The organism is Bacteroides sp. GD17 (assembly GCF_038448625.1).
Taxonomy (GTDB): domain Bacteria; phylum Bacteroidota; class Bacteroidia; order Bacteroidales; family Bacteroidaceae; genus Bacteroides.
Genome location: NZ_JBCEZS010000005.1, coordinates 361,402 through 383,187, shown reverse-complemented (window position 1 = coordinate 383,187; position 21,786 = coordinate 361,402). Strand labels below are relative to the sequence as shown.

21 protein-coding genes and 1 tRNA gene are annotated in these 21,786 nt (G+C 48.1%); 7 read left to right on the top strand and 15 right to left on the bottom strand.

All coding sequences use genetic code 11. The annotated features are described in order from the left end of the window. Positions 1 to 4: 4 nt before the first annotated feature. The 4 genes from AAE250_RS10560 to AAE250_RS10545 form a co-directional block, all read right to left on the bottom strand. Positions 5 to 823, bottom strand: a complete 819-nt coding sequence (locus AAE250_RS10560) for a metal ABC transporter permease (protein ID WP_294595846.1) — start codon at positions 821 to 823, stop codon at positions 5 to 7. A 37-nt stretch (positions 824 to 860) separates the two neighbouring features. Then, the gene (locus AAE250_RS10555; protein WP_294595848.1) at positions 861 to 1,289 is read right to left on the bottom strand and encodes a phospholipase; all 429 of its coding nucleotides are present in this window, start codon (positions 1,287 to 1,289) and stop codon (positions 861 to 863) included. 255 nt (positions 1,290 to 1,544) lie between these two features. Beyond that, entirely contained in the window at positions 1,545 to 2,834 is a 1,290-nt protein-coding gene (locus tag AAE250_RS10550) for a 3-phosphoshikimate 1-carboxyvinyltransferase (RefSeq protein WP_294595849.1), read from the bottom strand. 66 nt (positions 2,835 to 2,900) lie between these two features. Beyond that, positions 2,901 to 3,293 carry an A1S_2505 family phage non-structural protein gene (locus AAE250_RS10545; RefSeq protein ID WP_294595850.1) on the bottom strand — a complete coding sequence of 131 codons (393 nt, stop codon included), beginning with the start codon at positions 3,291 to 3,293 and terminating at the stop codon, positions 2,901 to 2,903. Between the two features lie 165 nt (positions 3,294 to 3,458). Between AAE250_RS10545 and AAE250_RS10540 the strand changes: the two genes are divergently transcribed. Then, the gene (locus AAE250_RS10540) at positions 3,459 to 3,848 is read left to right on the top strand and encodes a DUF2721 domain-containing protein (RefSeq protein ID WP_294595852.1); all 390 of its coding nucleotides are present in this window, start codon (positions 3,459 to 3,461) and stop codon (positions 3,846 to 3,848) included. 3 nt (positions 3,849 to 3,851) lie between these two features. On the opposite strand, the gene AAE250_RS10535 is transcribed toward AAE250_RS10540, so the two are convergent. The 6 genes from AAE250_RS10535 to AAE250_RS10510 all read right to left on the bottom strand — a co-directional run bounded on the left by AAE250_RS10535 (position 3,852) and on the right by AAE250_RS10510 (position 11,800). After that, entirely contained in the window at positions 3,852 to 4,448 is a 597-nt protein-coding gene (locus tag AAE250_RS10535) for an aminotransferase class IV family protein (protein ID WP_294595854.1), read from the bottom strand. Beyond that, positions 4,432 to 5,415 carry an aminodeoxychorismate synthase component I gene (locus AAE250_RS10530; protein WP_294595855.1) on the bottom strand — a complete coding sequence of 328 codons (984 nt, stop codon included), beginning with the start codon at positions 5,413 to 5,415 and terminating at the stop codon, positions 4,432 to 4,434. The genes AAE250_RS10535 and AAE250_RS10530 overlap by 17 nt, the downstream gene beginning before the upstream one ends. A gap of 4 nt (positions 5,416 to 5,419) precedes the next feature. Further along, the gene (locus tag AAE250_RS10525; RefSeq protein ID WP_294595857.1) at positions 5,420 to 7,018 is read right to left on the bottom strand and encodes an aspartate:alanine exchanger family transporter; all 1,599 of its coding nucleotides are present in this window, start codon (positions 7,016 to 7,018) and stop codon (positions 5,420 to 5,422) included. A 169-nt stretch (positions 7,019 to 7,187) separates the two neighbouring features. Beyond that, positions 7,188 to 10,445 (bottom strand): S41 family peptidase, encoded by a 3,258-nt coding sequence (locus AAE250_RS10520; protein WP_294595858.1) that lies wholly within the window; start codon positions 10,443 to 10,445, stop codon positions 7,188 to 7,190. 84 nt (positions 10,446 to 10,529) lie between these two features. Then, the gene (locus AAE250_RS10515; RefSeq protein ID WP_294595860.1) at positions 10,530 to 11,318 is read right to left on the bottom strand and encodes a DnaJ domain-containing protein; all 789 of its coding nucleotides are present in this window, start codon (positions 11,316 to 11,318) and stop codon (positions 10,530 to 10,532) included. 89 nt (positions 11,319 to 11,407) lie between these two features. After that, complete coding sequence (locus AAE250_RS10510; RefSeq protein WP_294595862.1) at positions 11,408 to 11,800, bottom strand: hypothetical protein; 393 nt, start codon at positions 11,798 to 11,800, stop codon at positions 11,408 to 11,410. Positions 11,801 to 12,173: 373 nt separating this feature from the next. On the opposite strand from AAE250_RS10510, the gene AAE250_RS10505 reads away from it, so the two are divergent. The 3 genes from AAE250_RS10505 to AAE250_RS10495 all read left to right on the top strand — a co-directional run bounded on the left by AAE250_RS10505 (position 12,174) and on the right by AAE250_RS10495 (position 14,340). Next, entirely contained in the window at positions 12,174 to 12,551 is a 378-nt protein-coding gene (locus AAE250_RS10505; RefSeq protein ID WP_294595864.1) for a hypothetical protein, read from the top strand. 183 nt (positions 12,552 to 12,734) lie between these two features. Further along, the gene (locus AAE250_RS10500) at positions 12,735 to 13,892 is read left to right on the top strand and encodes a 6-bladed beta-propeller (protein WP_294595865.1); all 1,158 of its coding nucleotides are present in this window, start codon (positions 12,735 to 12,737) and stop codon (positions 13,890 to 13,892) included. A gap of 1 nt (position 13,893) precedes the next feature. After that, on the top strand, positions 13,894 to 14,340 hold the full coding sequence (locus tag AAE250_RS10495; RefSeq protein WP_294595866.1) for a GNAT family N-acetyltransferase: 447 nt from the start codon (positions 13,894 to 13,896) through the stop codon (positions 14,338 to 14,340). A gap of 191 nt (positions 14,341 to 14,531) precedes the next feature. On the opposite strand, the gene AAE250_RS10490 is transcribed toward AAE250_RS10495, so the two are convergent. From AAE250_RS10490 to AAE250_RS10475, 4 genes are all read right to left on the bottom strand, one after another. Then, entirely contained in the window at positions 14,532 to 14,807 is a 276-nt protein-coding gene (locus AAE250_RS10490) for a Txe/YoeB family addiction module toxin (protein ID WP_294595869.1), read from the bottom strand. Next, a complete protein-coding gene (locus tag AAE250_RS10485; RefSeq protein WP_294595871.1) occupies positions 14,795 to 15,085 on the bottom strand; it encodes a type II toxin-antitoxin system Phd/YefM family antitoxin in 291 nt (96 codons plus the stop codon). The genes AAE250_RS10490 and AAE250_RS10485 overlap by 13 nt, the downstream gene beginning before the upstream one ends. A gap of 254 nt (positions 15,086 to 15,339) precedes the next feature. Further along, a tRNA-Pro gene (locus AAE250_RS10480) sits at positions 15,340 to 15,413 on the bottom strand. A gap of 167 nt (positions 15,414 to 15,580) precedes the next feature. Beyond that, entirely contained in the window at positions 15,581 to 16,333 is a 753-nt protein-coding gene (locus tag AAE250_RS10475) for a NigD-like protein (RefSeq protein ID WP_294595873.1), read from the bottom strand. Positions 16,334 to 16,552: 219 nt separating this feature from the next. On the opposite strand from AAE250_RS10475, the gene AAE250_RS10470 reads away from it, so the two are divergent. Then, positions 16,553 to 16,930 carry an MmcQ/YjbR family DNA-binding protein gene (locus AAE250_RS10470; protein ID WP_294595874.1) on the top strand — a complete coding sequence of 126 codons (378 nt, stop codon included), beginning with the start codon at positions 16,553 to 16,555 and terminating at the stop codon, positions 16,928 to 16,930. A gap of 18 nt (positions 16,931 to 16,948) precedes the next feature. Here AAE250_RS10470 and aroB read toward each other — a convergent pair whose 3' ends face one another. Then, positions 16,949 to 18,010 carry a 3-dehydroquinate synthase gene (aroB, locus tag AAE250_RS10465; RefSeq protein ID WP_294595875.1) on the bottom strand — a complete coding sequence of 354 codons (1,062 nt, stop codon included), beginning with the start codon at positions 18,008 to 18,010 and terminating at the stop codon, positions 16,949 to 16,951. A gap of 109 nt (positions 18,011 to 18,119) precedes the next feature. Here aroB and AAE250_RS10460 point away from each other — a divergent pair, with 109 nt between their 5' ends. Together AAE250_RS10460 and AAE250_RS10455 are read left to right on the top strand one after the other, a co-directional pair. Then, the gene (locus AAE250_RS10460) at positions 18,120 to 18,533 is read left to right on the top strand and encodes a hypothetical protein (RefSeq protein ID WP_294595876.1); all 414 of its coding nucleotides are present in this window, start codon (positions 18,120 to 18,122) and stop codon (positions 18,531 to 18,533) included. A 110-nt stretch (positions 18,534 to 18,643) separates the two neighbouring features. Then, positions 18,644 to 21,550, top strand: coding sequence for a TonB-dependent receptor (locus tag AAE250_RS10455; RefSeq protein WP_294595877.1), 2,907 nt, complete (start codon positions 18,644 to 18,646; stop codon positions 21,548 to 21,550). Positions 21,551 to 21,786: the final 236 nt, after the last annotated feature.

The following is a 21,786-nucleotide window of genomic DNA, read 5'->3' as shown; positions in this document are numbered from 1 at the left end:
ATGCTTATTTTCGCTTTTGCAAAGATAGATAAAAACTCTTTCCGGTTTTGCAAATTGCGTAAATAATGATGGAAAAGAATATGATGGATGCTCCCGAAGGTACGTTCAGGTAGAACGAAATCATCAGGCCGCCCAGGCAGCTGAGGTAGCCGATGCCGATGGAAAGCCAGATAATACGGTGGAACCGGTGCGAGAACAGGTTTGCCGTCATTTGCGGAATGGTGAGCAGGGAGATGACGAGCACGATGCCCACCATGCGCAGGCATGCCACGATGGTAAGTGCGATGAACATCATCAGTACATATTCGAACACTTGTACGGGGATGCCTTGCGAGCGGGCGAACTCCCGGTCGAAAGCTACGTAGATGATAGGATGCAGATACAGTATGAAGAACAGTATCAGCAACACGGCAAGCCCTCCCAGCAGTGCTATGTCGGTCAGCGTAATTGTAAGAATATTCCCGAAGAGATAGGCCGACAGGTCGGGCGCAAATCCCGGCGAAAGGAAGGTGAACATGATTCCGAGTGCCATTCCCAACGTCCAGAATACGGCAATGGCAGAATCTTCCCGCATGTCTTTCCGCTTACTGAGCCACTCTACGCCGAAAGCTGAAAGCACGGCGAACAGGGCAGCCGACAATATCGGCGAAATGCCGGTATAGAGTCCCAGCCCGATGCCGCCAAAAGAAGCATGCGTCAATCCGCCGCTGATGAATACCAGCCGCCGGGTGACGATGTATGTTCCTATCAACCCGCAGGCAATGCTTGCCAGCAGGCTGCCGATGAGGGCATGTTGGAAGAAGGTATATTGCAGCAGATCCATTTATTTAATTAAAAATTAAAAGTTAAGTCAGGATGATTCAAGAATGAGGGGTAATCCGTCGTTCTCCGATAATGAGGAACACCTCATCCTTTATATTGTCCGGCAATGCGATGCCGCGCAATTGCAGGCTACGCACCCAGCCGGCAACATCGGTATCCTGCATGGTGTAGAACACGTCGCGGAACTCATCTTCCTGCTCGGGCGTATAAGCATCGGGACTGACGCCGATGTACCTGTCCAGTTCCTCGTCGTCGTAATACTCTATCTGCTTGCTGACGGCAGCCAGCAGACTGTCCCGCTCGCAGACTTCGTGCTGTCCGCAGCATTCCATATCCACTTCCTGCACTTCGGGCATGGCATCCAGTTCGCCGCGGTCAATCTTTTTTTGTAGTTTCCGGTTGCGTATCACTCCCGCAACGGCAGCTACGAGGGCAAGGGCAATCAGGCTAATAATCAGTATCCACATGGGTTTCCTTTCTCTGAAAAATGTGTTCCTTTAAATAGAACGGACAAAGATACACATTGTTTTGCACACAACAAAATAATGATTCAGCTTGCAGATGGGCAGATTACTTCCAGCCGACGCAGGCATTACTTGCTTGGAACGTAGTATAAAACTACTTTGGATGCATCCTAATCTTGGAATATAACCTTTATTCCTAAGAATAAAGGCTGTATTCTTAAGAATAAAGGCTGTATTCCTAAGAATAAAAGCTTTATTCTAAGATTGCATTGCATCTTGGCAGACTTTAAATCCCGCCTTTTGCAAGTCTTCCCAGTAAGCAGGATAAGATTTGGTAACGACCTGTGGTTCATCTATTTGTATTTGGGGCAGTACAAGGCAGGCGGGGGCAAATGCCATTGCCATACGGTGGTCTTCGTAAGTGGCAATGACGGGAGCAGGCTCTGCCGGACAGCGTTCGCCGTTCCACATCAGGATACTGTCTTGTTCGGAGCGTACCACGTAGCCCAGTTTATGCAATTCGGTGATAAGGGCGGTGATGCGGTCTGTTTCTTTTATTTTGAGGCTTTGTAGCCCGGTGAAGCGGAAAGGGATATTCATCAGGCAGCAAGTCACGACAAAGGTTTGCGCCAGGTCGGGGATGTCTACCATATCTTCGATGAGGCGGGCAACGGGTGTTCCGATTTTGGTCAGTCGCACTCCGCGGTCGGTGTATTCCGTACGGACGCCGAGGCGGGAGAAGACTTCTGCGCCGCGGCTGTCGCCCTGGTAACTGCGGGGGAAGAGTCCGAGCAACTCTACTTCGGGCGCTGCCTGCCCCTCCTTCTCTTCTCCTTTCATTTTTAATGTTTCATTTTTCATTATAGAGAGTGCCATCATCTGATACCAGTAGGAGGCAGCGCTCCAGTCACTTTCCACCGTGAATGCTACGTCGCGGTAACCACCGGGACGAACGACGATGCTGCTTTCCGTGGCCCAGTCGGCTTGTGCGCCGAAGTCGCGCATCAGTTGCAGGGTCAGGTTGATGTAGGGGCGGGAAATGATGTCGCCCGTCAGGTGTAGATGCAGACCTTTGGGGAGTACGGCACCTATCATCAGCAGGGCAGAGATGTATTGTGAACTTACATTTCCGGCAAGGCTGATCTGTTCGCCTTTCAACTGCGTGCCTGTGACGCGTAGGGGCGGGAAACCTTCGTTTCCTACGTATTCTATCTGTGCGCCGAGTTCGCGCAGGGCATCTACGAGGATGCGGATGGGGCGTTGCTGCATGCGTTGTGTGCCGGTGATGATGCGGGTGCCCGGTGTCACGCTGAGGTAAGCGGTGAGGAAGCGCATGGCGGTTCCGGCGGCGAGGATGTCGATGTGTTCGGGATTGCCGTCGAGGGCACGTATCATGACTCGGGTGTCGTCACAATCGCTCAGGTTGCAGGGCGTGAGGCTGCCGTGGGCAAGGGCATGCAGGATGAGTGCACGGTTACTGATACTTTTGGATGCCGGTAACTGGATGCTGGCGTGCAGCGCGGAGGGAGCAGAAATGAGATATCGCATAGTCGTATTTCTTATATAACGGTGGTAAAGAACTTGTTGTCGATGCAAAAGTAGGATAAATCTTTGTTATTTTGCATTCAGTACCTCCCAAAAACGTTGAGGCAGATAGATATTGGGGACATCTGTTGCTGCTTCGAACAGTGGGGCAATCTGTGCCGGTGTGAATCCGGCAATGCCGCAACCTATCTCCGTGACGAGGAAAGTCATCTCGGGATGTGCTTGGGCAAAGTGGATAAACTCGTCTACATAGGGTTTTATGGCTTTCGTACCACCATGCATGGTGGGGATGCCGTAGGTCTGTCCCTGCAATCCGGTGCCTTGTCCCCAAACGGCACCCCACTTGCGCCAGGCAAGTAATGCGGCGCCTCCGCCGTGTGCTCCTTCCAGGTTACTGCCGAAGACAAAGATTTCTCCGGGATTTAATTCCGTGATTCGGTTGGGTGTTGTTCTTGTTTCCATGTTATTCGGGTTTGGGGTTAGTTGATACAAAGATAAATAGAAATCTCGCAATTCGGAAAAAAACGGTCTGTTCTTGCTGATTCTTGTTCGGCAAACCTTATATTTGCTTTTGCAATTCTGAAAAAGATGCAGCGCTGTTTACTTAATATTTAAAGATGTGATAATATGGAAATAGATTTAACGACCCCTGCCTTGCTGTTCTCGGCCATTTCTTTGATTATGCTGGCGTATACCAACCGCTTTCTGTCGTATGCTCAACTGGTGCGTACCTTGAAAGAACAATATGTGGAAAACCCTTCTTCGGTGAAGGCTGCACAGATTGCCAACCTGCGGAAGCGGCTCTACCTGACGCGCGCTATGCAGGTGACGGGTATCGGCAGTCTGTTGCTGTGCGTGGTCAGCATGTTCTTTATATATATTCAGCTATACATGGCATCGGTCTATATCTTCGGGCTGGCATTGGTGCTGCTGATTATTTCGTTGACCATATCCGTCTATGAAATCTACATTTCGGTCAAGGCGCTGGAGATACATCTGAATGATATGGGAAAGTGAATCTTAGGGAATGATATTCCGCACCGGAAATTCCAGTTCTCCCCAGTCTATCATTGCGTTGAAAAGCCGGATGGTGGAGAATGAGGATAAATCTTCCTGCCGGAGCTCCTTCTCCCGGAGAATGCCTTTATCAAGTAGTGCCGCCCGTTTGGTGCCTTTTAGCAACGGGTGCTGCGGGGTATACCAATGATTGTCGGTATCAAGAAGGGCGATGTTTGCAATAGAGGTGTCTGTCAGTAACCCTTGTTTTACTATCAGGATGTCGTCGCACTTTCCCCGGAGTGAAAAAAGTTCGTTCAGTGCTTCACGTGCGGTACTCTTGTAGGTATAGTCGATGGTATCTGATTGGATGAGTGCCAGAGATTGTACGCGACGCAGACTATAAGGGGCATAACCAACTTCTTCGATGCCGTTCTTTCCATATACTACGCGTGCCTTGACTATTCCTGCTTCCTGGTTGGGGCGTATGTAGTCTGCTAGTTGCAACGGTTTGCTTCCCGGCCAGAAGTGCTTGCGGGTGTCGTTCAGTCTTTGGTCATGGTAGGCCGTATTGCAGACTTCTCCGTTGCAGATGCGTATGGTCTCAATAAATCGGTACATATATTTTCTGTTTTACTTCGTTGTATTCGCTTTCCCATTGGCTTTTTGCTGTGATGCCGCCTCCGGCTTTGAAATAGAACTGTCCGTTTTCCTGTTCAATGAAGCGTATCATGACGGCACTATCCAGCTGCTTGTCTGCATAATATCCCATGACGCCCGTGTAGAATCCCCGCTCGTAATCTTCTGCTTCTGCAATGATTTCCATGGTTCGGGGCTTGGGGGCGCCGGTGATGGAACCGGCAGGCAATAGTTTGAAAAGGATGTCGCCAATGTGTTCTGTATAATTCCCGGGTAAAGCCCCGCAGATTTCGGAACTGGTCTGGAGTATGGCACCTTTATTGGTTTGCAGACGGTCGATGTAGCGGTAGGAGGTTACCGTTACATGGTCCGAAACCATACTCAGGTCATTGCGTATCAGGTCTACGATGGTGGCGTGCTCGGCGGCTTCCTTGACATCGTTCAGCAGTGCCTTTTCTGCATCGGGCAGGGTGGCATCGATGGTGCCTTTCATGGGGAAGGACTTTATCTTGCCCTCCTCTATGCGGACAAAGATTTCGGGAGAGAAGCAGACGAACTCATCCTTCATCCATAGTTTATAGGTGGCCTTCGAATGCAGGAATATCTCTTTCAGTGACAGGTTGGTGGTTACAGGAACCTTGCATGTCAGGTTGGTCAGGTAGCTGTTACCGGCCAGCAAGTTTTGCCTTACGAGGTCGAAGGCGCATTTGTACTCGGCAGGTGAGGGAGGGGTGAATGCCCAGTCTATTCCTCCTGTATATCGGGCGGAAACGGGTGCAGCATTCCCGTTTCCCCTAAACTGATAAAGGCAGGAGGCGGCATCTATCTCGTCCCTTTCTGCAACGTACGCGTGTTCTTGTTTATAGTCTACAATAAAGAGGAAGGGCACATTAGCTTTTGCCAGTGCATTCATTCTGCTGATGGCTTCCTCTCGGCTGTATTTTCTCATTTCTTTAATAAACCGCGCTTGCAATCACCTGGATAATCAAAATAAGGAATACCATTGCGATAGGATAAACCGTTGCGTAGGCCACGCTTGGGATATTGCTGTCCGTCATAGAATCCGCGGCGGCAAGTCCCGGCGTACTGGTCATGCCACCGGTGATGGTACCCAGCAAATCGAGGATGCTGATTTTGAATACAAACAGACCTACAAGAGCGGCCACCAACATCGGTACTAAAGTAATCGCCGCACCTACACCGAACAGCAACCATCCGCTTTCCTGGAAGGTAGCCACCAGATTCGTGCCGGCCGATGTCCCGACTTCCGCCAGGAACAGCAGTAATCCCAATTGTCGCAGCAGTTGATTGGCAGAACCGGACATGGACCAGATAATAGGCCCCGTCTTGCCGACGGCACTCAGGAAGAGCGCCACCATCAGGATGCCGCCCGTCAGACCCGGAGAGAATGAAAGTGTATCAGAGAACGATATGTTCAGTTTGCCGAACAGCACTCCCAGCACAATACCCATTGCGATGGGAAAGAAATCCGTGTCGGACAGTTGCTTGGCATTGTTGCCCAGCAGGCGTGCCACGCCTTTGATTCCGTCTTTCTCGCCCACCACCATCAGCTTGTCGCCGAACTTCAGCGCGAGGTCGGGAGAGGGGGAGAGGTCGATACCGCTTCGGCGGACGCGGGTGACGGTACAGCCGAAGTTCTTCATTAGATTGAGATCACCCAACTGCTTGTTTATCATGTCCTTCTTGGTCAGCAGCAGAGATTCTATTTCCTGCGTGTCTGCCAGCGGAAGTTCGCCTTCTTCACGTTCGCCTACCAGCACGGCAAGTTGGTTCAGGGCATCTTCACTGCCTACGGCTTGTATGTAGTCGTTCTCGTGAAGCACGGTCTGTGCTGTAGGAATGGAAATCAGTTCGCCGTGCTTGTGCCGGGAGATGACTGCTCCGGTCATGGCGCGTGCATTAATCTGCATCAGGCTGCGGTTGAATACAGTAGGGTTCGTTATGCGGTAGATGCAGGTGTCCAGTTCGGGAAACTGGCTGCGGCGTTCTTTTTCCAGGCGGCGGGCTTCTTTATCGAGGTCGATGTGCATGATGCGGGGCAGCAGCTTGACAAAGAGGATAACGCCGATAACGCCGAAGGGGTAGGCGATACCGTAAGCGATGGATGCCAGCGGGGAATGGGTGCTGTCGATGGCTACGGCAAGTCCCGGCGTACTGGTCAGAGCGCCGGCTATCAGCCCCACAACGCTGGGGGTGTCTATGCCGAAAGCGTATTTCAGCCCGACGGCAGTCAAGGCGGCAGAGCAGATAATCAGCATTGTGATGATGATCAGCGTCTTGCCTTTGCTCCGGAAGGAGTCGAAGAATCCCGGACCTGCCTGAATACCGATGGTGAAGATAAACAGTACCAGTCCGAAGTTACCTAATTCTTTCGGAATGACCACGCCGAAATGCCCGAATAGCAGGGCGATGAAGATCACGGCGGAAACGTCGAGCGAGAGTCCTTTGATTTTGATTCTTCCCAGCATGAAGCCTAAGGCTACGATGAGGAAGAGTGCGAAATAAGAGGATTGTAATAAATCAGCAAACATAATGGGTTAAAGGGTTAAGGGTTCGTTTCGTTGCATTACAACGACACAAAGATACGAAAAGTTCTAATAAGGAGCGTGCATTGTCCGTGTATTTATAACGGACGAAAGCCTCTTGTCACAATGTCATGACAAGAGGCTTTCGTTCTTAATTTTAGCGTATTCCGCCTACTCAGCGCTTATCGAGCTCCTTCAGCAATTCTTCCACCGCCGTTTTCAGCTGTGTGTCTTCACCGGCTACAATCGTTTCGGGCGCATTGGCTACTTTGATATCCGGTTCCAACTGCGAGTTTTCCAGATAGCTGCCATCCGGCAGGCGATAGCCTATGACGGGAATGCCGAATACCAGCGACGGGTCTTGCAACGTTTCCCAAGATACGCTGGTCATGGTACCCGGAACCGGCATGCCTACCAACTTGCCCAACTTCTGATGACTGTATACCCACGGCGTGCCGTGTGCATTGGAGTAGTTGGCTTCGCACGTCAGCATGATGGACGGCTTGTTCCAGCGGCGACTGGGCATGTCGCAGGCTTCGCGACCGCGAACCACTTGCGTAAAGTACTTCTTGCCGCTGAACAGCACCTCTATATCCTCGTGCAGACGTCCGCCACCGTTGAAGCGTGTATCGATGACGATGCCTTCGCGGTTGTTGTATTTCCCCAGGATATCGGAGTAAACGGAGCGGAAACTGTCATCGCCCATCGATTCGATATGCACATAGCCCAAGCGTCCGCCGGACCATTTATCCACATCTGCCGCACGCTGTTTCACCCAGCGGGCATAGAGCAGGTCGCTAAGTGCACCGTTGCTGATGGGGATTGTCACCTCTTCCCAACGTTCCTTGGTCTGCGGGTTGAAGAGTGAAACGAGTGTTTTCTTCTTTGCTTTATTGTTGAGCAATGTGTAGTAATCCATTTCGGGAGTGATTTCCGTGCCGTCTATCTTCTCAATCACTACACCGGCTTTCACCTTTGTGTTGGCGTTGTCGAAGGGGCCTTTCTCTATTACTTCGGCAATGAGCATGCCTTTGTCCTGGTAATTCCAGTCGAAGAGCAGTCCCAGGCTGGAGGTCGGTTCGCTTTGTCCTTTCGGATAGAAGCGTCCGCCGGTATGCGATACGTTCAGTTCGCCCAGCCACTCGCTCAGTAGTTCGGCAAAGTCGTAGTTGTTGCTGATGTGCGGCAGGAACTTGCGGTAGGCGGCAGTCATGGCATCCCAGTCCACGCCGTGCATGTTGAGGTTGTAGAAGCGCTTTTGTTGCTGGCGGTACACGTGGTCGAACATGTATTCGCGTTCGGCAGCCAGATCCATCTTTACGTTGGCATGGTAGGAGATGGACTTCAAGTCGTCGGAAGAAGTGTTCAGTTTCTGCATGCTGCGGCTACCCAGCAAGAAGATGTTTTTGCCTTCTTTATCTATTTCCATGTCGGCCCAGCCGGCATCCATCTTGTGGAGCAGTTTGGTTTCCTTCTTGCGCAGTTCCATCTTCCAGAGGTCGAAGCCACCTTCGAAGGCAGCCAGGTAGTAGAGCGCTTCGCCGTCTTTGGAAATGATGACGCTACCCAGGTCCGAAGAGTTCGGGGTGAGGCGCACGATGCGGTCTTCGATGTTCTTCAGTTCCACAACGATGTCTTTTACCTTCTCTTCTTTGGCATCGCTTTCCTTGCTGTCCTTCTTTTTGTCTTTCGCTTTGCTGTCGTCTTTCTCTTTGTCTTTCTTCTGTTCGTCTTCCAGTTCCTTGCGCAGTTCGTAGTCTTCTTTGCTCAGGCAATATTTGTCGTAGGCATCCTGGTTGAGGAATACGAGCATGGCGTCGTTCTGCGAACCCCATGAGGCGTGGGCACGCATGCCGTAGCGCTCGGTGATGAAGAGGATGGCGTTGCCGTCGAGTACAAATCGGGGCATACCGCTCATGTAGCCGCTGTTCGTCAGGTTAACGATGGGCTGTCCGCCCTCTGCGCTGACAAGGCCGATGTCTGAGTACGGGTCGTGCCTGTTTCCGATGAATTCGAGGGTGAACCATTTGCCGTCCGGCGACCATGCGTAGTCGAATCCTCCGCCTGTGCTGTACCAGGTGGAACCGTCGGTGATCTGGCGCACTTTCTTTGTTTCCAGATTGAGCACCATCAGGCGGTTGCGGTCTTCGATGAAGGCCAGTTCCTTGCCGTCGGGCGAGAATTGCGGGTAGGCACGCTCCACGGTGGAGGAGGGGAGGAGGACTTCCTCGTTGATGAGGGTGGCATTGGGGAAGTTGGGATCTTCTTTGCGGGCTATCTTGGCAAGATAGAGTTGCCAGTTGCCGCCTCGTTCGCTGGCGTATGCCAGGGTGCGGTTGTCCGGGGCAAAGGAGAGGCCGGCTTCGCGTGCCGGGGTATGCGTGATTTGTTTGGTAGTGGCATAGTCGGTCGAGGTGACGAATACTTCGCCGCGGGCAATGAAAGCCACTTGCTTTCCGTCCGGGGAGACGGTGGCGGAGGTTGCACCGCTGGAATAGGTCAGGTGGGCTGTCTGCGGCTGGTCGTCGCGGGTAATTTCTATGGCGACTTTCTGCGGAGTGCCACCATTCTGCTGGGTATAGATTTCGCCGTCATATCCGTAGCACAGTGTTCCGTTGCTGCTCATGGAGAGGAAGCGCACGGGGTGGGTCTTGAAGGATGTCACTGCCTGGGCCGACTGCGGTTGAGTGAGCGGGAAAGAGTATACGTTGAACGTACCGCCGTTGCGCTCGCTCAGGAAGTAGAGGGTCTGGCCGTCGGGCGAGAGTACCGGATTGCGGTCTTCACCTTCGCGTTGGGTGAGGTTGGTGTGCTTGCCTGTCTGGGTATCGTACACCCAGATGTCGCGGGTGATGGAGGAGGTGTGATGCTTGCGCCATTCGTCTTCAAAACCCTTGCGGTCTTGGTAGAAGAACTGTTTGCCCGATTTGTCGAAACAGATGGCTTCGGCTGGAGTACCCAGAACTTGCTCGGTGCGTCCGCCCGTTGCGGGGACTTTATACACTTCGGTCATGGCGGAAGTGGGGAAAAGGGCGCTTGTAGCAGGGTCTTGGATAGATGCGGAGAACAGAATGTATTTGCCGTCCGGGGTGAATGCAGAGGGAAGTTCGGAAGCCGAGTTGGTGGTCAGCCGTTGGGCAGTGCCTCCGTTGGCAGGCATCACGAAGATGTCGAAGTTACCGTATCTGTCGCTGGCAAAAGCTATTTGCTTGCCGTCCGGTGACCATACGGGGGTACATTCGTAAGTCTCTTGAGTGGTGAGCTGTGTAGCTGTTCCTCCTTTTGCGGGAACTTTGTAGATGTCTCCTTTGTAGCAGAATGCGATTTCCGTACCGTCGGGGGAGATTTTTACGTCGCGCATCCATAGGGGGGCAGATGCAAAGCTGGTTATGGCAGTGAAGCCAAGGGTAATGCAGGCAAGAATTTTCTTCATAAATATCATTGATGCGTTATTGTTAGCGATGGACAAAAGTAATAAATATATTCGAAAACGTATAATGTATGCATAAATATAGTGTCACTTCATTCCTCTTTCCTTGTAAATCCGTTCTTTGGCGCTGTTGATGCTTTGGAATTTTTCTTCGGCGGCTTTCTTTATATCTTCTCCCAGCATGGCCACTTTGTCGGGATGGTGTTTCAGTGCCAGGCGTCGGTAGGCGGCACGCACTTCGTCGTTGGTGGCGGTAGGAGATATTTCGAGTACTTTGTAGGCTTCGTCCAGTGAGTTGCCGCCCAGGTTGAGCATTGATTCCACTTCCTGCACGGACAAACCCATGTAGAGGGCTACTTCTTTCAGCGCTTCTATTTCCTGGTTGCAGATGTGTCCGTCGCTTTTGGCTACATTCACCAGGAAGTCCAGCAGTTGCAGGCGTTCTTCGTAAGTCAGGTTGGCGGCGATCTGTCTTCCGCAGTCGCGGATGGTGTTCTTGAATGCCATCGGGTTCTGCCGGTCCATCTGCTTGCGTTGTTCAAAGAGGTTGAGCAGTATTTGCTGTCCTTCGTCTACGGCAGCTTCTCCGAAGTTTATTCTGAGGAATTTGCGGACGAACTCCATTTCGCTGTGCATGATGCGTCCGTCTGCCTTGATGATGTACGAGGCCATCACCAGCATGGAGAAAAGAAAACTGTTCCGCTGTCCGGCATTTCCGGTATCCCAGGTGTCTCTTGTCTGTTCTCTGCTGTATTTGTCGTCGGCAGAACTATCGTCGGTATCGAACAACGAACCGAGTGCATATCCTGCCAAAGCTCCCAACGGCCCTTTGACCATAAAGCCTATGATACCGCCTATCCATTTTGCTGCTCCCATAATTTTACGTTTAGAGTGCAAAAATAATAATTCTGCCGGAAATCATGGTAGCTGCAACGTATTATCTTTACAGGAGTGGAAATGCTAATTTATTTATTTGTTTCCAGAAGCTTTATCACATATTCCCGTTGCAGTGAGTAGGCACCATCTTCTTTTTGTACGTACTTCAGCAGTTGCAGCCCGTCTTGCCGTAGCCGGGACTTCAGCAGAATATTGTCTTCTATGTCTTCTGCCAACTTTAGCATGTTCATGGCGGCGAGTTCTATCTTGCTGGTCTTGTCGGAGTCTTTGTCGTATCTTCCGATAAGTTCCTGCGTACTCATATTCAGCAATTCTTTGGCGGGAAAGCCCAGTATTTGCTGTGTCAGTCCGTCGTACTCCGTCCATTCTTTCTGACGGATTTTCTTCTTGTTCAGTATTGCGTTGACGATTAAGGAGATGATTTCCTGAATCATACGTATCAGATAGTCTTGCTTTATCATAAGTCGTTGCTTTTGCAGGATATTGTCCGGATTGAGATGTTGCTATACAGTGATCGGCAAATGTAGTGATTATCCTTTGAAGTGAGGATATTGTTGGGAAATTATTGTTGTGATATCTTTCTTTTCGCTATCTTTGCGGCAGATACTCAAGAAGTATCGTATTATAGTAATCAGTTTAAGTGTTTTCGGGAAGCAGCGAAAATCTCAAAAGACACATCTGAACTGAATAGGGTTTCGCATGTTCTAATGCAACGATATGCGTACCCATTCAGTGTATAGATGTGTCTGGGTTGTTCGCTGCACCTCCGAAACTTATATATTGGATTGGGTGCGCACTTTTTTTGTACCTGAATCCGATTAAAAAGGCAAGCCTATGTTGTACGACTTTATTTCGGATATTATGGAAAATGTTTTTGAATGGCATCCTCTCTGTCCTTGCCACATGAAAAAGGATATGATAGCCTCCGGTGATGTTTACCATTTCCTGGAAGAGTACATGGGAGATCTGGGTGACGAAGCAAAATGGCAGAAACTGAAGCCTTCTTTCCTGGAATGTACTTATTGCCTGCTACATACAGCATTGAAGCTTGCCCGAAAGGACAAATATAATTATGAAGAAGAAAAAGTGGCAAAGCTGACTGCTGCCCTGACCATTGTCCGCGAAAGATACAAACTGTATAAAAGAGTACAGCAGGAACAACGGTGGAAACAATTATGGCAATGGATAAAAGGAGGTATGCGCACTCAGTAATTATAATATCCTCCTACACCCTACATCCGATTGGCAATCACATTATATTTCTCCTACATCCATCTTATCGTACAAGTAGGTATAAAGTATAAGGTAAAACGGGATAAAAAAGTTGAATTTGATATCATATTAGATTTTACTTTTCGTACTTTTGCCTGCAAGCATAAAATAATTATAAAAACTATGAAAAGTATAAGATTAGTCACATCTTTGTTCTTAATGGCTGTATTGGCCGGGTGTGGAAAAAGAAATGAGACAACTGGCATTATCACAGTTGATGTCAACGCAAGTTATCCCGAAAAGGAACTAATTCTTCAAGACTTTATGGATGTGGAATACATCCCATTGGAAACGAATGATGAATTTATCACCCAAGGCGACGTACTGGATATAGGTGACAAATACATATTAGTGAAAAACTGGAGAAATGATGGAGATATCTTTGTCTTTGACAGAAAAACCGGAAAGGGACTGAGAAAGATAAACCGGAAAGGACAAGGGGCTGAAGAATATACCTATATTAACGGGATTGTTCTGAACGAGGACAACAATGAAATGTTTGTCAACAGTTCTTCAATAAAAAGGATATTGGTATACGATCTTTCCGGTAACTTCAAGCGAAGCTTCAACCATGCAGAAGGTGCTGAGTATCTGAATGTACTCGATTATGATAAGGATAACTTGATTTGTTATGATATGTCCGTCTATTACAAAGAGGGAGAAAGTAGGGACAAGAAATTCTATCATGCGATTATATCGAAGCAGGATGGCAGCATTACCCGGGAACTCCCAATTCCTTTCGACATAGTCAAGGCACCGTATGTGCAGAAAGGAGAAGGGGTTGCGGTAGCTTCTATACGTCCCATCATTCCGTATTACAGCGATTGCCTGCTCGTAGAAACGTCTTCCGATACGGTGTACCATTATCTGTCAAAAGAGAATAAATTGACTCCTTTCATTGTGAGAACCCCTTCCAAAGATCCTGAAGTATTCCTTACGATGGGAACTATGACAGATCGCTATTTCTTCATGCAAACCATAAAGAAGGAGTTTGACTTTACGACGGGAAAAGGATTCCCAATTACAGACTTGATGTACGACAAGCAGGAAAATGCTGTATCTGAGGTTGTTGTGCTCAATAATGACTATGCGAAGAAGCAGGAAGTAGATATAACCTCGCATCCGATAAACGGTAAAATAGCCACTTACCAGACTTTGTCAGCTGCCCGGCTTGTCGATGCATACGAGAATGATGAATTGAAAGGCAAGTTGAAGGAAATAGCAGCCGAACTGAATGAGGAATCAAATCCGGTGCTTATGCTGGTAAAAAATAGAAAGTAGCATGAAAATATCTCTGTTGGCTACTGACAAAAAGCGATACTTGAATTTGCTTTTACTTGCCGATGAACAGGAGTCTATGATAGACCGTTATCTGGAGCGTGGCGAAATGTTTGTGCTCGAAGATAATGGGGTGAAAGCAGTTTGTGTGGTTACCGATGAGGGGCAGGGCGTCTGCGAATTGAAGAATATCGCCGTTTCTCCTGATTCGCAACGGCAAGGATATGGTAAGCGACTGATAAACTATCTGCTGGATTACTATTCGGGAAAATATATTCAGATGATAGTCGGAACCGGGGATGTTCCAAGTACAATCGGCTTTTATACGAGTTGTGGCTTTGAGTATTCCCATCGCATCGAGAATTTCTTTATTGATAACTATGATCACCTCATGGTTGAAGAAGGTGTCTTGCTTAAAGATATGGTTTATCTGAAGCAGAAAATGGGGTAAGTTCTATTTTATCTGCTATGCTTCTGATATAGGTCAAATCCTTACCTACTCCTTAGCTATAGGAAAGGAGAAGGTAAGGAGTAGGTAGGGAGAAGGTAAGGAGAAGATGTGGAGCAAGTTTAATAAGGTGTATAAATAAAGAAAGGACACCTAGCTTAATAGATGTCCTTTCAATTAATAATGTAGTATTTTTACTTCTTGGAATAGTGGTATTTCATGGAAAGGATATGTACTTCTATCTTATCATCATTTACAGAGTAAATAAGACGATGTTCAGAGGTTATTCTTCTTGACCATTTACCTGCTAGTTCATATTTGAGTGGCTCTGGTTTTCCAATTCCTGTATAAGGATGTTCTGTAATATCGTTCAGTAAGGCTGTGATTTTATTTAGAATAGCTTTATTGCCACTTTGCGAGAAGTAGAGATATTCTTTCCGTGCTTGGTCAGTCAATATTATTCTGTACATGATGCTCGGTTTAAGAAGTCCTCTATGCTCTCCCCTTCATTCTGGGCTAAATAATTGCCGTTCTTAATATCTTCTTCACCTTGACGTATGGCAGCCATTGTTTCTGGTGACGACATAATATATTCAGTCTCCTTTAAAGAATTGTACTCATCCAGAGAAATCATCACGACTCCTTTACCATTTCCACGATTAACAATTACAGTATCGTAATCATCAATTACAGAATCAATGTAGCTCTTAAGATTGGTTCTTAAATCCGTATAATTTGCTGTTCTCATAACTCCTTCTTTTTTTATATAACACAAAGGTATGTACTTATATGCGTACTTGCAAATTTGATTAGTTAATTATTAAATATAAAGAAAGGGTATCTAACATAGTAGATGTTCTTTCAGTCATTATCCCAAGAATCAAGTTTAAACCTCAGTTTAAACATCTTGTTTAACCCCACGTTTAAACCGCATGATAGGCAGGAGTGCTCTAAAAGAAAAAAGCATTGATAATCTTTCGATTATCAATGCTTTATCGGTAGTCGGGATGACAAGATTCGAACTTGCGACCACACGCCCCCCAGACGCGTACTCTACCGGGCTGAGCTACATCCCGAATTGCGGATGCAAAAGTAGTGCTTTATTTTGAAATAACAAATATTTCTTTTGTTTTTTCTTGGCTGACTTTTGAAATTATAGGATAAAACATACTGCCGATGAGGGGAAGTTGTATATCTGTCTCCTGCCAATAGCTTGAAGAAGACAGATATACACTGGAGAAAGTTATTGTAAGTTCAGGTTGTTTCTTACCGCTGTGACAGCAGAACTTTCGGGAGTTACCGACTTGCGGGTGCAATAATCAAATTCTGCAGACTTCTCGCCGCTGTATGATTTCCATTTCAGTTTCAACTTGACGGTCTTGCCTTCCGTATCAGGCAGAGCATCCAGCTTGAAGGCTACCAGGCCGTCCATTTCACTTCCATAGGTATCACCATTGGCATTGTGGCGGAATTCCACTTCATAAGGGTTTTCCGGATTTTTACTCAACAGCAGATTGACGAAATGCTTCGTGCTGTAGTTTCCCTGCATAGTACGGAATCTGAGGGTCAGATAGCCGTCTTCTGCGATAGTTACCCAGTCGTTTACTATTTCCACCGGGTCGGTACCGTATATGGCGTCATTCTCTTCGCCCAAATCCGGCGCGATGGTTTTTGTAAGGATACTGTCTATCCAGTTGATGTGTACAGCTTGGTTGTAGATATCGCTGGGTTCGTCCACTTCTTCGTAGTTCACCAATGCTCTGACTTCCTTCTCGCCGTAGGGAGATTTCTTCATGTTGGTAGGCAGCAGGGTAGTCTTGTCATCCAGTTGCAGGAAAACAGTCTGGTCTGCATCAGTCTTTACCGTTACCAGGGCATTGGGATATCTCATGCCGTAATAGTTGTCATCGTCGTCCAGGCAGGATTGAAGGCTTATGGAACTGATGACTGCAACAGCGATTAAAATTTTCTTGCTAAAAAATGATTTCATTTTCATAGTGTACTTTTTTAAATTAAACATTCGGAATAGGTGCTTCTGTTATAGAAATAAGATGTTTGTAGAAACCCTGCACGGCGTTTTGTTAATTAATGATAAGAGGGACGTATACTTGCACATCATGTGGAATATGTCTACCTTTGCTTATCTGAGATACGTATCTCCACATTGCGGAGAGTATGAAGTTCTCTCATGAAATTTTAGTTGGAGGAGTAGAATATGAATATTGAAGAATTCAGGGAGTATTGCCTTTCCTTGCCGGGGGTGAGCGAGAAGATGCCTTTCCCGAATGTGGCCGATAGATATAGCCGTGATGTGCTCTGCTTTTATGTGGCAGACAAATGGTTTTGCTTTGTCAATATTGAAGTGTTTGATTTTTGTTGCATCAAGTGTCGTCCGGAAGAAGCAGAAGAACTGCGTAACAGCTATGAAGGGATAAAACCGGGATGGCACATGAATAAGAAGTACTGGATTAGTGTCTATTTTGACAGTGATGTACCGGACGGCAAGATTAAGGAACTTGTAGCCCGGTCATACCATCTGGTCGTTGAGAGCTTGCCGAGGAAGGAGCGGGAGATAATAAAGGCCGGTTTATAGGAGGGGAGTGCAGGAGGATTATACCCCCATGCATTCCCTGTAAAAGTCGAACATCTCGAAGATAGTGTCCTTGTCCGCTGTCTGGTTGAGGCAGATGTCGCCGACTTCTTTCAGTAGGGTGAAGTTGATGACGCCGGCGGTGTTCTTTTTATCATGTTTCATCAGTTCGTAAAGCTGGTCGTACTGCTTGCAGTTGAAGGTAAAGCTGCCATAATTCTCTTTGATGAACTGAATGGCCTGTCGCATCTTCTCCTTCGGGAAGCCTGCTTTTATATAAGAAAGGTACAGTTCGCAGACAATGCCCCAGGCAACGGCATAGCCGTGCAGCACCGGACGGTTCTCGGCAAGGGCAAGGCTTTCGAAAGCATGGCCTACGGTATGTCCCAGGTTCAGGGCTTTGCGGATGCCGTGTTCCAGCGGGTCTTCTTCTACAATGCGTTCCTTTACCTGCACGGAGCGGCCTACCATAGATTTCAGCATGACGTAATCTATCTTTTCCGTATCAAATGTCAACAGTTCCGTCAGATGTTCCTGCGTACTGATGAGGCCGTGCTTCAGCATTTCGGCATAGCCGGAGAAGAAGTTGTGCGCATCGAGGCTACGCAGAAACTCCGTTTCGAGCAGCACACTGGCAGCAGGTGCAAAAACGCCGATTTCATTCTTCAGGCCGTTGAAGTTGATGCCCGTCTTGCCTCCTACGGAAGCGTCGACCATGGCAAGCAGGGTGGTGGGGATGTTGATATAAGCGATTCCCCGTTTGAAGGTGGAGGCGGCAAAGCCGCCGAGGTCGGTTACCATGCCTCCGCCCAGGTTGATGAGCAGGGAGTGGCGTGTAGCTCCTTTCTCGCTCAACGCTTGCCAGACGGAAGCCAGTGTTTCGAGATTTTTGTGTACGTCTTCTGCACCGATAATAATCTCCTCTGCTTCTTGCAGTGCCGGGATGCCGTTTAGTTGTGGCAGGCAGAGGCGGTGGGTGTGCTCGTCGGTAAGGATGAAGAGCTTGTCATGGGGGCATTTCTCTATAGCGTGCGTCAGACTGCTTTCCAGTCCTTCGCAAAGGATTACTTCTTGTTTACTCATAAGACGATTTCGGATTTGTGATTTATTGCAGGGCAAAGATAACTCTTTCGGCAATAAGTGTTATCTTTGTCCCACTAAAAACTTTATAAATCATAAATCAGAATTCAAAATGAGAGCTTTGTTACCCGTATACTGCCGTCCGTTAGGATATTTCATTATTGCTTTAGCGTTATTCCTCCCCTTCCTGATGTTGATGCTGGGAAGAGTGACCGATGCTAACCTGCTGTTCTACAAGGAATGTTCTAAACTTCTGATGATGATGGGGGCATTGATGATTATCTTCGCCCTGACAAAGAACGAAAACAAGGAAATCGAGCAGATACGCAACAAAGCCGTGCGCAATGCCATCTTCCTGACTGTACTTTTCATCTTCGGCGGCATGCTTTATCGTGTAGCGAAGGGTGATCTCCTTTCGGTAGATTCTTCCTCTTTTCTCATATTTCTGATATTGGATGTGCTTTGCTTGGAATTTGGTATAAAGAAAGCGACTGTTGATCGATTATTTAAGCGGAATGGTCGATAAATAGAGCAAATCGTCATGCGGGGCATTAAACCTTTTGCCCGGAAGCTTGTCAAAGGTGACAGTGATTAGAAGACATTGTTCACTTTAAAGAATAGACAAAGAATAGACGCATGAAGAAGATTATTACGGGGATGGTGTTGCTGCTGGCAACAACGCTGTCCGTATTTTCACAAACAAAGAACATCACAGTTTCGGGCCGTGTCATGGAAGACACGAAGGAACCTGCAATACAAGCCACAGTACAGTTGCTTTCATTGCCCGACAGCACCCAGGCGGCAGGTGTGGCCAGTTCCAATCTGGGATTTTTTTCCTTGCCCCCGGTAAAGCCTGGAAAGTATGTACTAAAGGTTTCTTATATCGGATTCAAAACGTTGTGGCAGCCTATGCAGCTTTCCAACGCCACTCCGCAAAAGAACTTGGGGGTGTTGACGCTGGAGAGTGACGCCGTGATGTTGGCGGAAGCTGTGGTTACGGCAGAAGCTCCGCAGGTGCAGGTTGTAGAAGATACGTTGATGTATAACTCCTCTGCCTACCGTACCCCCGAAGGCGCCATGCTCGAAGAACTGGTAAAGAAATTGCCCGGAGCAGAAATTGACGACGAAGGCAATGTGAAAATCAACGGTAAAGACCTGAAGAAGATTATGGTCGACGGTAAGGAGTTCTTCGGCGGAGACGTGAAGACCGGTTTGAAGAACCTGCCGGTAGACATGGTGGAAAAGCTGAAAACATACGATAAGAAGTCCGACTTGGCGCGTATCACCGGCATTGATGACGGTGAGGAAGAGACAGTGCTCGACTTGACGGTGAAGAAGGGTATGAATCAGGGATGGTTCGGTAATGCCGATGTGGCAGGCGGAACGGAAGACCGTTATCTGGGGCGCCTTATGGTGAACCGCTTTGTGGATAAAACACAGGTTTCAGTAATCGGTTCTGCCAACAACGTAAATGACCAAGGTTTCTCCGGTGGTGGCGGTGGTCCCCGCTGGCGTAGAAACAACGGCTTGACGGCTACGAAGATGGCGGGTGTGAACTTTGCTACCCAGACTGAAAAGTTGGAGTTGGGCGGTAGCGCGCGCTATAACTTTATGGATGGGGATATTGCAAGCATCGGTTCTACAGAGGACTTCTTGCCGAACGGTAACTCTTACTCCAACTCCAACAGCAAGCAGCGCAACAAGAACAAGAATTTCAATGCTGACTTCCGCCTGGAATGGAAGCCGGATTCTATGACGAATATCATTTTCCGTCCCAACTTCTCGTATGGCAAGACGGATAATCTTTCCAATTCGGAATCCGGGACGTTCAACGAAGATCCTTATAACTTGGTGGCTAATCCGAACGACTATCTGAATCTGGCTTCAATTACCGGTGAAGACCCGTTGCGCCGCATCCGTATCAATGCCATTAACAGCGGTTCGCTGAGTGATAATAATAGTACCTCTGCCAATGCCACTCTGCAATTGAACAGAAAGCTGAATACAAAGGGACGCAATATCACTTTACGCGGTAACTTCGGCTATAGCGATAATGACAACAATCAGTATACAGAGTCCGAAACGCATTACTTCCAGTTGCAGAACTATCTGGGACAAGACTCGGTGCTGATCCGTAACCAGTATATCACTACGCCTACCAAAAACTATAACTACACGGCACAGCTTACTTACAGTGAGCCGATTGCCCGTGCTACTTTCCTGCAGTTCAGCTATCAATTCCAATACAAGTATAGCGAGAGTGACAAGACGACGTACGACTTGCAGAACTTCACGGACTGGGGATTGTCCACTCAACTTCCGGCAGGCTACGAAGAACATGCGGTAGATAGCTTGGGTAAGTATGCTGAATACAGATACTACAACCACGACGCCTCAGTGTCTCTACGCTTTATTCGCGAAAAGTATCAGTTGAGTGCCGGTATGTCGTTCCAGCCACAGCATTCGGTCTTGTCTTACAAGCGTGGCGACTATATGATTGATACTACCCGCAATGTGTTTAACTTTGCTCCGAATGTAGATTTACGTGTCCGTTTCTCTAAAGTGAGCCAGTTGCGCCTGACGTATCGCGGACGCAGCGGCCAGCCGAGCATGGAAAACTTGCTGCCGATTGTCGATAACTCCAACCCGCAGAACATTCGCGTGGGTAATCCGGGCTTGAAGCCTTCCTTTACGCACAACATGCGTTTGTTCTACAATACGTACAATGCCGAAAAGCAGCGTGGCATCATGGCGCATGCCAACTTCTCGGCAACCCAAAACAGTATCAGCAACAGCCGTGTGTACAATTCCGAAACCGGTGGATGGACCACTACCCCGAAGAACATCAACGGTAACTGGAATGCGTTTGGTATGTTTGGATTTAATACGGCACTTCCTAATAAGAAGTATACCATCAACTCCTTCTCCAATGTCAACTATCAGAACAATGTAGCTTATCTGACTGACAACAAGACGAAGGAGGAAAACAAGAATACAACGACCAATCTGACGCTGGGCGAACGCCTGAACGCCGCTTATCGTAACGATTGGTTTGAATTCGGCTTGAACGGAAGCATTTCTTATTCAATAGAAAAAGATAAGTTGACGCCGGCCAATAATCAGGAGCCTTACAACTTCTCTTATGGTGCCAATACACAAGTGACCTTGCCTTGGAGCATGACGGTCTCTACCAATATTGCCAACCAAAGCCGTCGTGGTTATACGGATAGCAGTATGAATCGTAATGAGCTTATCTGGAATGCGCAGGTGGCGCAGAACTTCCTGAAAGGAAACGCTACGGTCAGCTTCGAGATGTATGATATCCTGAAGAAGCAGAGTAACATCAGCCGTTCGCTGACGGCAAGCGGCCGCTCGGTGTACGAGTATAATGGCGTGAACAGCTACTGCATGCTGCACTTTATTTATCGTCTGAATATTTTCGGCAGCAAGGCTGCACGCGAGAGGATGCAAGGCAGACATGGCTTTGGTGGTCCTGGCGGTCCCGGTGGTCCCGGAAGATTTGGCGGACGCCGGCCTTTCTGATAAATGATAATTTAGTGTCGTGTGATAACAAGTGTATCTCAAACTCCTCCGCCTGAAAGGGGAGGTGCCCGCTTGCGGGCGGAGGGGTCTTACATAAATAGAAAGTAACTTTGTGCAAGTCCCTTCGGATGTGAAACCCCTCCGCCCTACGGGCACCTCCCCTTTCAGGCGGAGGAATTTGAGATACTCCGTAAATTCCCATTTATGTTAATCTCTGTAATCTCTGGTAGAAGTTT

What these genes read in the sequence shown, in the direction of transcription:
- AAE250_RS10485 (WP_294595871.1), bottom strand. Translation starts at nt 15,085, where the DNA reads ATGAGAACAGCAAATTATACGGATTTAAGAACCAATCTTAAGAGCTAC.
- AAE250_RS10545 (WP_294595850.1), bottom strand. Translation starts at nt 3,293, where the DNA reads ATGGAAACAAGAACAACACCCAACCGAATCACGGAATTAAATCCCGGA.
- AAE250_RS10550 (WP_294595849.1), bottom strand. Translation starts at nt 2,834, where the DNA reads ATGCGATATCTCATTTCTGCTCCCTCCGCGCTGCACGCCAGCATCCAG.
- AAE250_RS10560 (WP_294595846.1), bottom strand. Translation starts at nt 823, where the DNA reads ATGGATCTGCTGCAATATACCTTCTTCCAACATGCCCTCATCGGCAGC.
- AAE250_RS10510 (WP_294595862.1), bottom strand. Translation starts at nt 11,800, where the DNA reads ATGATAAAGCAAGACTATCTGATACGTATGATTCAGGAAATCATCTCC.
- AAE250_RS10495 (WP_294595866.1), top strand. Translation starts at nt 13,894, where the DNA reads ATGAAAATATCTCTGTTGGCTACTGACAAAAAGCGATACTTGAATTTG.
- AAE250_RS10520 (WP_294595858.1), bottom strand. Translation starts at nt 10,445, where the DNA reads ATGAAGAAAATTCTTGCCTGCATTACCCTTGGCTTCACTGCCATAACC.
- AAE250_RS10540 (WP_294595852.1), top strand. Translation starts at nt 3,459, where the DNA reads ATGGAAATAGATTTAACGACCCCTGCCTTGCTGTTCTCGGCCATTTCT.
- AAE250_RS10460 (WP_294595876.1), top strand. Translation starts at nt 18,120, where the DNA reads ATGAGAGCTTTGTTACCCGTATACTGCCGTCCGTTAGGATATTTCATT.
- AAE250_RS10470 (WP_294595874.1), top strand. Translation starts at nt 16,553, where the DNA reads ATGAATATTGAAGAATTCAGGGAGTATTGCCTTTCCTTGCCGGGGGTG.
- AAE250_RS10455 (WP_294595877.1), top strand. Translation starts at nt 18,644, where the DNA reads ATGAAGAAGATTATTACGGGGATGGTGTTGCTGCTGGCAACAACGCTG.
- AAE250_RS10490 (WP_294595869.1), bottom strand. Translation starts at nt 14,807, where the DNA reads ATGTACAGAATAATATTGACTGACCAAGCACGGAAAGAATATCTCTAC.
- AAE250_RS10500 (WP_294595865.1), top strand. Translation starts at nt 12,735, where the DNA reads ATGAAAAGTATAAGATTAGTCACATCTTTGTTCTTAATGGCTGTATTG.
- AAE250_RS10505 (WP_294595864.1), top strand. Translation starts at nt 12,174, where the DNA reads ATGTTGTACGACTTTATTTCGGATATTATGGAAAATGTTTTTGAATGG.
- AAE250_RS10525 (WP_294595857.1), bottom strand. Translation starts at nt 7,018, where the DNA reads ATGTTTGCTGATTTATTACAATCCTCTTATTTCGCACTCTTCCTCATC.
- aroB (WP_294595875.1), bottom strand. Translation starts at nt 18,010, where the DNA reads ATGAGTAAACAAGAAGTAATCCTTTGCGAAGGACTGGAAAGCAGTCTG.
- AAE250_RS10515 (WP_294595860.1), bottom strand. Translation starts at nt 11,318, where the DNA reads ATGGGAGCAGCAAAATGGATAGGCGGTATCATAGGCTTTATGGTCAAA.
- AAE250_RS10530 (WP_294595855.1), bottom strand. Translation starts at nt 5,415, where the DNA reads ATGAGAAAATACAGCCGAGAGGAAGCCATCAGCAGAATGAATGCACTG.
- AAE250_RS10555 (WP_294595848.1), bottom strand. Translation starts at nt 1,289, where the DNA reads ATGTGGATACTGATTATTAGCCTGATTGCCCTTGCCCTCGTAGCTGCC.
- AAE250_RS10475 (WP_294595873.1), bottom strand. Translation starts at nt 16,333, where the DNA reads ATGAAAATGAAATCATTTTTTAGCAAGAAAATTTTAATCGCTGTTGCA.
- AAE250_RS10535 (WP_294595854.1), bottom strand. Translation starts at nt 4,448, where the DNA reads ATGTACCGATTTATTGAGACCATACGCATCTGCAACGGAGAAGTCTGC.